This window comes from Bacteroidota bacterium, assembly GCA_016183775.1.
Taxonomy (GTDB): Bacteria; Bacteroidota; Bacteroidia; order JABDFU01; family JABDFU01; genus JABDFU01.
On sequence record JACPDY010000010.1, the window covers coordinates 1 to 11,241 of the forward strand.

General features: G+C 39.8%; 12 protein-coding genes. 4 read left to right on the forward strand and 8 right to left on the reverse strand.

Annotated elements, in window-relative coordinates; genetic code table 11:
- From HYU69_01400 to bioB, 8 genes are all read right to left on the reverse strand, one after another.
- Positions 1-1,103, reverse strand: a 1,103-nt coding sequence (locus HYU69_01400; protein ID MBI2268992.1) for an anthranilate synthase component I family protein, incomplete at its 3' end; no start/stop codon positions are given.
- Positions 1,104-1,318: 215 nt separating this feature from the next.
- Complete coding sequence (locus HYU69_01405; protein MBI2268993.1) at positions 1,319-1,867, reverse strand: hypothetical protein; 549 nt, start codon at positions 1,865-1,867, stop codon at positions 1,319-1,321.
- Between the two features lie 115 nt (positions 1,868-1,982).
- The gene (locus HYU69_01410) at positions 1,983-2,693 is read right to left on the reverse strand and encodes a queuosine precursor transporter (protein MBI2268994.1); all 711 of its coding nucleotides are present in this window, start codon (positions 2,691-2,693) and stop codon (positions 1,983-1,985) included.
- A 237-nt stretch (positions 2,694-2,930) separates the two neighbouring features.
- Positions 2,931-4,199: an adenosylmethionine--8-amino-7-oxononanoate transaminase gene (bioA, locus tag HYU69_01415; protein ID MBI2268995.1), complete on the reverse strand. Its 1,269-nt coding sequence runs from the start codon at positions 4,197-4,199 to the stop codon at positions 2,931-2,933.
- Positions 4,196-4,813, reverse strand: coding sequence for a dethiobiotin synthase (bioD, locus tag HYU69_01420; GenBank protein ID MBI2268996.1), 618 nt, complete (start codon positions 4,811-4,813; stop codon positions 4,196-4,198). The genes bioA and bioD overlap by 4 nt, the downstream gene beginning before the upstream one ends.
- Positions 4,810-5,985, reverse strand: a complete 1,176-nt coding sequence (locus tag HYU69_01425) for an 8-amino-7-oxononanoate synthase (protein ID MBI2268997.1) — start codon at positions 5,983-5,985, stop codon at positions 4,810-4,812. The genes bioD and HYU69_01425 overlap by 4 nt, the downstream gene beginning before the upstream one ends.
- Before the next feature lie 15 nt (positions 5,986-6,000).
- Positions 6,001-6,699: a hypothetical protein gene (locus HYU69_01430; protein ID MBI2268998.1), complete on the reverse strand. Its 699-nt coding sequence runs from the start codon at positions 6,697-6,699 to the stop codon at positions 6,001-6,003.
- 29 nt (positions 6,700-6,728) lie between these two features.
- On the reverse strand, positions 6,729-7,733 hold the full coding sequence (gene bioB, locus HYU69_01435; protein ID MBI2268999.1) for a biotin synthase BioB: 1,005 nt from the start codon (positions 7,731-7,733) through the stop codon (positions 6,729-6,731).
- Positions 7,734-7,913: 180 nt separating this feature from the next.
- Between bioB and trmD the strand changes: the two genes are divergently transcribed.
- The 4 genes from trmD to HYU69_01455 all read left to right on the forward strand — a co-directional run bounded on the left by trmD (position 7,914) and on the right by HYU69_01455 (position 10,759).
- Positions 7,914-8,588 carry a tRNA (guanosine(37)-N1)-methyltransferase TrmD gene (gene trmD / locus HYU69_01440; protein MBI2269000.1) on the forward strand — a complete coding sequence of 225 codons (675 nt, stop codon included), beginning with the start codon at positions 7,914-7,916 and terminating at the stop codon, positions 8,586-8,588.
- Positions 8,589-8,737: 149 nt separating this feature from the next.
- The gene (locus tag HYU69_01445) at positions 8,738-9,289 is read left to right on the forward strand and encodes a hypothetical protein (protein MBI2269001.1); all 552 of its coding nucleotides are present in this window, start codon (positions 8,738-8,740) and stop codon (positions 9,287-9,289) included.
- 26 nt (positions 9,290-9,315) lie between these two features.
- Entirely contained in the window at positions 9,316-9,720 is a 405-nt protein-coding gene (locus tag HYU69_01450) for a DUF1987 domain-containing protein (protein MBI2269002.1), read from the forward strand.
- Between the two features lie 91 nt (positions 9,721-9,811).
- Positions 9,812-10,759: a D-2-hydroxyacid dehydrogenase gene (locus HYU69_01455; GenBank protein ID MBI2269003.1), complete on the forward strand. Its 948-nt coding sequence runs from the start codon at positions 9,812-9,814 to the stop codon at positions 10,757-10,759.
- Positions 10,760-11,241: the final 482 nt, after the last annotated feature.

An 11,241-nucleotide genomic window follows, 5' to 3' on the forward strand; every position in this document is an offset into this window, starting at 1 on the left:
CGGGTACCATTTGTTCCCTTTTTTAATTTCCCGATTACTTTTGAAACAAGGTGTATGACATGAGAAAAAAACTGGGTTTCAGCGAACACATCCACCTTAACATCCGTACAGCTGCGGCTCAGATCATTCCGGGCCAGGTCTACAAGCATTACGTGCTCTGATTTTTCTTTTTTATCCTCACGTAATTTTTCAGCAAGCTCCCTGTCGGTATTATCATCGCCGGTCCGGCGAAAAGTTCCGGCAATGGGATGTATCTCAGCTACATTATTATGCACCACTAACTGCGCTTCAGGCGATGAACCGAAAATTTTAAAACTGCCGTAATCAAAATAAAATAAATACGGGGAGGGATTGACAGAACGCAATGCACGATAGACATTAAACTCGTCTCCTTTGAACGACTGCATGAACTCACGGGATAATACAACCTGGAATACATTTCCCCGCTTGCACTCTTGTTTACCCTTCTTCACCATCCGAACATAATTGTCATCCGACATATTCGATCCTTCTTTCCCATCCGTTGAAAATCTGAATTGGGCCACATTTTTATTTGCCATGAACGACTCAATATGCTCAATGGAAAAGTCGTTTTTCAGGCCATCGCAGGTATGTTCAAACAAGAAAGCTTCATCTTTAAAATGGTTAATGGCGATCACAAATTGGTATACACCATATATAACATCGGGAATTTGTGTTTCGGGTTTCTTTTTGCAATTAAGCTCAATATCTTCGAAATAGCGAACAGAATCATAGGCAGTATAGCCAAACAGTCCATTACTGATGAACTTAAAATCAGTTTTATCTGTTTCAAATTTACCAGCAAAGCTTTTTATAAAATCCGGAACAATGATTTTATCTGTTATCTGGGTCCTTGTTATCTTTCCGTCCGGAAATCGCTCTGTGATCACTTCATTCTCTATTTTGATCTCCGCTATCGGGTTACAACATATAAAAGAAAAACTATTTTCATTTCCATGATAATCCGAACTCTCTAATAAAATACTGTTCGGAAATTTATCACGCAACTTTAAATAGATACTCACAGGAGTAAATATATCCGTTAATAATCGTTTGTGCCGCGTATGTAGTTTGTATTTCATGCTTATTTAAGCTTACTAAAAACAAAAAGCCCACTGGTTGAACAGCAGGCCTTTCGGTTATATAGTTATGTTATGATAACAAATTGCTGTTCCCCTTAACGAGACAGCCACCACCAGTTGTTATTTAACTTGTTTGTCATTTGAGTTACAAAGATAGAAAAAGTATTTAAATAGTACTCAAATATTTTCAATCCACCTAAAATTGTGAAATAAAGTCAAATGATATTACTGAAATAATGCTTGATCTTTCCCAATAACTCTCCCGTCTCCTCATCGTTCAACTGGCTGCCGATCCTTACTTCACGGCCATAATAATCAAACGCTATACGTTCGCCTCCAACAAACCAATAGGCGTTTTCGTAACTGCTCAGTATGCTGTTTGAATTCACCTCAACCCGCTTCCAATTGCTTATCTGATCCACCCTGTATTCTTTATAGCGCTCCAGTCCGGTTACATCGCGCATTATTTTAACAGCATCTTTTGTTATTACAATTTTTTCTTTACCGCGTAAACGCCATAAAACCGCTTTTAAAACAACCAGTTCAAAATAAGTCCAGAAACTTATAAATACCAGCCAGAATAGTTTACGATCGCGGTCAGCGGCATGCATGAACTCAGGTATAGCCATTAGTCCGCAAACGGTAAAGGTTATCATCCAACCGATGAGCAATACATTTTTTAAACGGCTGCGGTTTGAAAAAATGACAATACTTAATTTATTTTCATTATCGAGGATACTTATCCGTTTTCCTATAAAATGCATATGGAATCTAAAATATTAAAGATAATACCTGAAATTGAGTCTTACTTTTCTTCCTTGATGAAGAAAAGTAACAAAACCTGCCGGTTAAACCTTTATGTCAAAAAGACGTTTTTTATTACTCTATAACTTTATGATGCAACGATTCCTGTGCCGATTGCTTAATTATTTGATGCGCTTCTTTATCACCCAAATATTTATCGATCCAGAAATGTATCAAATAAATGAGTGGTGTTAAAACTATCGCTATTACAAGCTTAACAGAATAGCCCGTTAAAGCTGTATTTATAAAAACAGCCGTAGTCATTTTACCGGGCAGCCAAAAGGCGATACCTAATACCACAAATGTATCGATCAATTGCGAAACAATGGTTGAACCTGTTGTCCGAAGCCATATCATTTTGCCTCCTGTTTTGTCGCGCAAAAGCCAGAATACAAATACATCAACAAACTGAGATGTAAGGAACGCGACAATACTTCCGACTATTATCCACATACTTTGTCCGAATACAGCGTTAAAATTAGCATCAGTAACAGAGGCTTCTATAGGAGCGGCTTTTACCTGCATAGCAAAAAACAGGATCACAAAGGCATAAGCGATAAGTCCGGCTGTTATAAATGACAATTTACGCACACCACTGCGGCCATAGTATTCATTGATAATGTCGGTAGTTAAAAAAACAATGGGCCAGGGAATTATACCTATGCTCATTACAAATGGCCCCAGCATAATGAGTTTAGCTCCGATTAATTCGGCGACAACAGCGTTGGTAATGAAAATACCCGCGAGGATTATAAAAACGAGATCTTTACGGGTATTGAATAGCATAACCTTACTTAAAGCAAATAAATAGTGTACTTACTTTTCTTCCTTGATGAAGAAAAGTAACAAAACCTGCCTACAGGCAGGGAAATCAAGACAAAACGATTCCTGCCGCACAAGGCAACTCGGCATCGCGTTTTGTCGAGGCCAGCACGCAGGAAAACAATATAATTTTACAAACATTCGAGGATTATCAAACATACTTAATGCCTTTACTGAAATATTCTTCAATGTTTTTTTTTATCACAAAGTTTCCAGGAATTCTTGGATTGAGTCATAAATATAATTCAAATCATCATTTGAAATGCAATAGGGCGGCATCACATAAATAATATTCCCCAATGGCCGCATTAAAATACCTTTACTGATGAAAAAGTTATATGCCTCTAGCCTTATGGTATTGAAGTACGATGTTTCTTCACCCGAATTTAATTCAATAGCCAATATAGTTCCTCTGCTTCTCACCTGTTTCACTTTTTTGTTTGCATCTATCTTCAAAACAAATTTTTTATGTTGCTCAGTAATTCGGGTGATGTCTGCAAATACATCATTTTGCTCAAAAACTTCAAGACTGGCTAAAGCTGCAGAGCAGGCAATGGGATTGGCCGTGTAAGAGTGTCCGTGAAAAAGTGATCTTGAATTATCTCCACCCTGAAATACATCAAACAATTGTTGCGTACATGATGTTACACCCATAGCCATAGTGCCTCCTGTCAACCCTTTTGATAAACAAAAAATGTCAGGCTTATTTGATAAATGATCTGTGGCGAAAAACTTTCCCGTCCGCCCAAAACCTGTCATCACTTCATCAGCGATAGTAATAATATTATTGTCCTTACAAACAGCTAACATTTCATTAAGAACATCCGGCTCGTATATGACCATACCGGCTGTACCCTGTACGAGTGGCTCGAAAATAAATGAGGCAACCTGTTCCTTCAAACCTGAAACCTGAAACCTGAAACCATCTAACCCTAAAACCGAAGTTGGTATATCTATAAAAACAACCTCAAATAAAAGATCGTTAAAAGGTTTGGTAAAGGCACTCCGTCCGCTCACAGCCATTGCCCCAAATGTATCCCCGTGATACCCATTTTTAAAGGCGAGAACTTTCGTTCGCTTTTGGCCTTTATTGTACCAATATTGAAAAGCCATTTTAAGTGCCACTTCAACAGCGGTTGAGCCATTGTCGGAATAAAATATTTTCTTTTGGCCGGATGGAAGCCGATGCAATAACTTTTCCGCCAGCAAAACCGCCGGTTCATGCGTAAAGCCGGAAAAGATTACATGATCGAGTTTTTTTACCTGCTCAGCTACTTTTTGGGCAATATGCGGATGCGAGTGCCCGTGAATGTTTGTCCACCAGGAAGAAATGGCGTCAATATATTTTTTCCCATGCTCATCAAACAGGTAAGTTTCTTTCGCTGAAATGATGGGGATAGGTGTTCCATACAATTTCTCATCCGTATACGGATGCCAGATGATCGCTTTATCCCTTTCAACAAGACTCATACTACCTTTTCAAATTGAGATGCGTAACGGGTAATTGTATTTTTATCCAGGTTCGTTTCGTGAGCAATAGTTCCCAATTTTTTTAAACCGGTTTGCTTTAAAATAATATCAGCGGAAGCTTTATTAAACTCACCATTAAAAACAATACCTGTAACCGGAATATTTCTTCTTTTTAATTCGTTGCAGGTTAACAGTGTATGATTGATGCTACCAAGGTAAAAGCTGCTTATAACAATGACTTCGGCTTGTAAATGACTTATCATATCTGCAACGAGATCGGTGTCATTCAGCGGCACCATCAGACCTCCAGCCCCTTCAATGATCAATACAGAATTATTGGTTTGGGGCAGTACAATTTTTTTCAGATCAATTCTGACTCCCTCCAGCTCTCCTGCAGCATGAGGCGACACCGGTTGTTTAAAACAATACGCTTCGGGATGAACCTTGGAGGTAATATTAGTCAGTAAACGATTAACTAATTGCGAATCGGTTAACGGCTCTGTGCCGCATTGTACGGGCTTCCAGTAGTCCGCTTTAAGCGCTTCAGTCAAAACCGCACACACAATGGTTTTCCCAACATCCGTACCAATACCGGTTACAAAAATCTTTCTCATTTGTTAATCTGTGCCGGTGATGGGATCAATAATTCAATTGCTTGCAATAATCCTGTGATTTCTTTCTCCGTATTAAAACTGTGCAGGCATATCCTTAAGCGCTCACTTCCCGCGGCAACAGTCGGACTTAGGATCGGCCTAACATTATATCCGGCAGTTTGCAAAGTATTGGCAGCCTGTTTAGCCTCGGTATTACCGCCAATGAGTATAGATTGAATAGCGCTATCACTCTCTATGAGCCTTAACCCCTTTATCTTTTTTCCCTCTTCCCTGAAAAAGTGAATATTATTTTTTAGCTGTGTAATACGTTGAATATTATTTTCCAGAAATCCGTAAGCGTATTTAACAGCAAGTAAACTTTGCTGCGGCAATGCAGTGGAATAAATGAATGGTCTGGAAAAATTAACCAGGTATTGTTTTAACAGATCGGTTCCCAATACAATTGCGCCGTGACACCCTAATGCTTTTCCAAATGTGTGCATGCGCGCAAACACGTCATTTTCAATTCCAAGCTCCACCACTCTACCCTCTCCTCCTTTTCCAAAAATACCTGTAGCGTGCGCTTCGTCAACAATTAAAGCAGCATTATATTTTTTACACAAGCCGGCAATTTCCTGAAGCGGCGCAAAGTCGCCATCCATGGAATAAACAGATTCAACAGCCACATAAACAGTTCCGACAGCTTTTTTCAGAAGTTCTTCCAGGTGATCTGTGTCGTTATGTCTGAACTTAAATGAATTGGAATAACTCAGGCGAATACCGTCAATGATTGAGGCATGGCTCAGTTCATCATACAAAATTGTATCGTTACGTTGTGCAATGCAGGAAAATAATCCAACATTGGCATCGTACCCTGAGTTAAAGATCAAACCGCTTCCCGCTTTATGATAATTGGCTATGTTTTTTTCCAAATCTTCAGCCAAAGCTGAATTGCCTGTAAGCAAACGCGAGCCTGTTGAACCATTCAAACGGTGTTCATCAGAAACAGGTTGAGACTCAATTAACGAATTAAGCTCCGCGGATCCCGCAAAACCGAGGTAATCGTTCGAGCAAAGATCAATACTATCGGCAGAGGATATACGCAATGATCTCAGGCTGTTATCCGACAACCGTTTATCCAATTGTTTTTTTAAAGCTGAGTTAGCAGCGGCCGCTGTGTGCTGAGTTTGCATAAAGCGAAGGTAGGCTTATTCCCTTGATACGTCAAAACGAAATCCTCCGGAAATGCTGAAGGAAAAGATATTGTGTTTGATCTCGCTGGGAGCTTCTTCGGGAGAGTTTTTGAAATATTTATATTCGAATGCGGGGTTCATATAAAAATAAGTGTGTGCCAATATTTTATAATCGCCTACCAGTCCTAAATTGGTAAAAAAGGTACGCGCCAGGTGTTCATCCCCAAAAAAGTTAAAATGCTTAACCCCTGAAAATCCGAAATACCCTATGTGGCCTTTAAAGCCAAATGAATATGATTTATTTGTTTCAAAATTAAACGGCACTTCTACCTGTCCATAAAATTTTTCGAAACGGAAACTCTCATCATATACTACAATTGCGCCATCAGCACCAGGGGTATTGCTGCGCAAAGTAAGTTTATCAAGATAAAAATTTTCGAAACTGACTCCCAAACCCAATCGAACAGCCATAACAGGAGCCGATACCTCCAGGTTTAGCATTCTTGTGGGGTTTTTGGCCCGGAAGCGCATGTCGCCCGAACGGATCACTGTACCATTATTATCATACAATTCAGAACTGCCAAGGTTCGAGAACCAGCTTGCGGTACCGGCACCATAGGAAACACCCACAAAATACTTCTTGAACTTGCGATCAAGTGTTTGGTAATAACCGGTTGCCTGTGCAAAAGCTCCGAGCGCACTCGCCGCCATCAAAACGGTCAATATGATTTTACGGGTAAATTTCAATTCTGTAATATTCCGGTTGATTTTGATTTTATACGCTGACTGTTCTTAAAAGGTTCGCATGCGGTTAAACCTAATATATTAAATAACTCTTTATCAGCATTAAAATCAGGGTTGGGAGTTGTAAGTAGCTTATCACCTGCAAAAATTGAATTCGCGCCTGCCATAAAACATAATGCCTGGCCTTCAGCCGACATCTGAGTGCGGCCGGCCGACAAACGAACCACTGTTTTGGGCATAACAATACGTGTGGTGGATATCATCCGCACCATATCCCATATTGGTACAAGAGGCTGATCTTCAAGGGGAGTTCCTTCAACCGGCACAAGAGCGTTGATCGGAACCGATTCGGGCCGGGGCTTCATATTGGCCAACGTTACAAGCATTTTAACTCTATCCTCAACCGATTCACCCATTCCAATAATACCTCCCGAACATACTGTAATTTTGGCTTTTCGCACGTTTTTTATTGTATTCAACCTGTCGTCGTAGGTTCGTGTTGTGATTATACTCTTGTAATTTTCTTCTGATGTATCAAGGTTATGGTTGTAAGCATACAAACCCGCATCGGAAAGCTTTTGGGCTTGCAACTCAGTTAACATACCGAGTGTACAGCAAACCTCCATATCCATGCTGTTCACTGCTTTTACCATTTCCAGTACACGGTCAAAATCACTGTTATCACGAACTTCGCGCCATGCGGCTCCCATACATAAGCGGGATGCTCCACCCGTTTTTGCTTTTTGCGCGGCTTTTCTTACCTGGTCAACCGTCATTAATTTATGAACATCAATATCTGTATGGTAACGGGCTGCCTGGGGGCAATAAGAGCAGTCTTCAGAACAGCCTCCTGTTTTAATGGAAATCAGCGAACTTACCTGTACTTCCGCGGAATCATTATGCATGCGATGCACAGTAGCCGCTTTATAGATCAATTCAAGTAAAGGGGTGTTATAGACCTTCAACACTTCATCAACGGTCAACAGGGAGGCATTATCCGACATGAAATTTAGCTTTATTGCTTCTATTACAAATTTAATCTTTTCTGTTTAATAACAAAATTATTATGGTTGTTGGTTCTCATTTGTTGTTATACGTTTTTAGTGAACTTACAACTAACATCTGACAATAGAAATACCATAGATTTCATTGTATAACTTAACCGAAAAATGTAGGTTTGTACAATGCGCATTGATATTATCACCATTCACCCCGAATTAATAGCAAGTCCATTCGAACATTCTATTTTAAAACGTGGAATTTCTAAAGGGTTGGCGGAAGTCAATTTTATCAATTTACGTGATTATTCAACAAATAAACACAAATCAGTTGATGATTACCAGTTTGGCGGAGGTGCGGGTATGGTAATGATGATCGAACCTATTGTTGCGTGTATTGAACATCTGAAATCCCAGCGAAAATACGATGAGGTGATTTACACATCACCGGATGGGGAATTATTCAGTCAAAAGATCGCCAATACCCTGTCCACACTCAAAAACATCATTATTTTATGCGGTCATTATAAGGGTATTGACGAAAGAGTGCGGGAACACTATATAACACGTGAAATTTCAATAGGGGATTACGTATTATCCGGGGGAGAACTTGCAGCCGCCATCATTTCGGATGCCATCATACGCTTAATCCCGGGAGTTATATCCGATGAGACCTCTGCCCTCTCCGATTCCTTTCAGGATGGCTTGCTTGCCCCACCTGTTTATACACGACCGGCGGATTTTATGGGTCGGAAAGTTCCTGAAATATTACTTTCAGGCAATTTTGAGAAAATAGAACAATGGCGGGCCGCAAAGGCCCTCGAACGCACTCAAAAACGAAGACCGGATCTCTTAAAATAGGGTTCTTTATATATTCATCAGATTTGTAACAGCGAAGTTGAGGAAAACAACTCTCTATAAGAGAATTAGTTAGAAATTCCCGGAATGTGTTTTTTGAAAAAAAACTATTACATTTGCCATATTAGTGACAGATACCTCATTTTGACCTTATGAATAACGACTCTGAGTTCATTGAGCATGCTTACAGTTTGATGTCAGACCAGCAAATTCTTCTTGCTTATCTGGGGGATGTAACTCCTGAACTGATTAATGCCATACTTAAAGGTGTAAAAAACGACTCCGTTGGTTTTCAAAAGGAAGAGTTGCTTACAAAAAAGAAGGTTTACAACATTATTGTTGAGTCGCTCGAAAACATCACCCGTCATTCGGAGGTGGAAGAAAAGGGATTACAGCCTTCACTTTTTCTGCTTGGAAAAAATGATAAAAATTACTTTGTTGTTTCGGGTAATTACATTTACAATAACCAGGTGGATAATTTAAAACAGATGATCGACCAGGTAAACGCGCTTGACAAGGAGAATATTAAAAAAGTATACCGCGATATATTGGCCGAAGGAAAAATATCGGTGAAGGGAGGGGCTGGCTTGGGAATTATTGATATGGCGATCAAGTCGGGGAACAAACTGGAGTACACATTTATTCCCGTTCAGGATAAAATTTCTTTCTACATTTTAAAAACACAAGTTAGCTCAGTAGTATAAAGTACACAACATAAACAGAATCAGGTATGGACGCATATATTATCGAACAAACGGAATTTGCACCTAAAGTTATATTGGATCCGGTTAACAATAAATTTGAAATTGCGGGTGAATCACGGCCGGAAAATGCGGGCAAATTTTACGAACCTATTGTAAAATGGCTGGAACAATACCAGGCGGTATTGTTTTACCAGAAAGGTCAGAGCGGTAAAGCCAACAAAGTTCTTTTTGATTTTTCATTGGATTACTTCAACTCTACATCCGCCAAGCATTTGCTTGATATTCTAAAACAACTTGATACATATTACAACGAAGGTCACGAAGTACTTATACGCTGGTTTTACATAGCACAGGACGAAGATATGCGCGATTCAGGCGAAGAGTTCAGCAAGCTGATAAGTGTACCTATTGAGTTTGTTGAGAGAGAATAATTATAGGTTTTAGATCTCCCGCTATCCTTTGGTTCCTCTAAAGAGAACGGTCCACACATAGTTTCAATAATAAAACAACAACCTACTTACTATGAAGAAAATTTTAGCAAACGACGGAATTGATGCCTATGGCAAAAGCCTGCTTGAAAAAGCCGGCTTTACTGTGATCACTGAAAAAGTAGCACAGGAAGAACTGGCAAACGCCATTAACAAAAATAACTACGAAGGACTCACTGTTCGCAGTGCGACAAAAGTGCGTAAAGAAGTTATTGATGCCTGCCCTAATCTTAAACTTATTGGCCGCGGCGGTGTTGGCATGGACAATATTGATGTGGATTACGCGAAAAGCAAAGGCATACAGGTGGTGAATACACCTGCTGCTTCCTCCCACTCTGTGGCTGAACTGGTATTCGCACATTTATTTAATGCTGTACGTTTTTTATACGACAGTAATCGCCAGATGCCCGTTAATGGTGAAGCACAGTTTGATACATTAAAGAAAAAATATGCAAAAGGTGTTGAACTGAAAGGTAAAACTATCGGCATCATCGGTTTTGGCCGTATCGGACAAGCCGTTGCGAAAATTGCTTTAGGCACAGGTATGAAAGTGCTGGCAACTGACCCATTCACAAAAGAAGCGACAATTGATATTGAAATAGCCGGCGCGAACAAAGTGAGTGTGAACATTAAAACCATCTCAATGGACGAGTTGTTGAAAAACGCGGACTTCATTACCCTGCACGTACCTGGCGGAAAAGTAATTACCGCGAAAGAATTCGCGTTGATGAAAAATGGTGTTGTGCTTGCCAATGCAGCGCGCGGCGGTGCTATTGACGAGATCGATCTGCTGGCAGCCTTGAACTCCGGAAAAGTCGCTCACGCTTGCCTCGACGTATTTGAAAACGAACCAAAACCACGCAAAGAAATATTGACTCACCCTAAAATTTCACTGACACCGCATATCGGCGCCGCTACTGAAGAAGCACAGGAACGTATTGGCATTGAATTGGCCGAGTTGATTATTGGGAAGTTGAAGTAATATATAACTTTTAGTATAAATGAAAAGAACCCCGATCATTTGATCGGGGTTTATTTTTGTGCCTTTATGAAAATTAGGGTTAATTTTGATGCAAGAGATATACGCCACATTGTGGCGCACCAGCAAGCATAATGAGACGCATAACTAAAATAGACATTAACGAAAGTGTTTCACGAAACAAGCTAATTTTTCAAGAAAAGTGGCTTGACAAATTAGACCGTTTTGTTGTTTATATATTTTTTAGCGGACTTGCAATATATCCAGCTTTGACAATATTTGAAGCGGACTTTAATAATCCCAACGACAAATTTATTTCATTGACAATTTTACCGTTATGTATGTTGTCTTAGCCCCCTAATAACTGGACACTTTTTTCAAAATGGTTTACTACTAAATCCCCTTTTTCTTGCTCGTCCGTTAGGCGAAGATAGCTTAGCGCTTCGGGATTGTCAAGGTTAGTACTAAGCGGCTGATTTTCTATA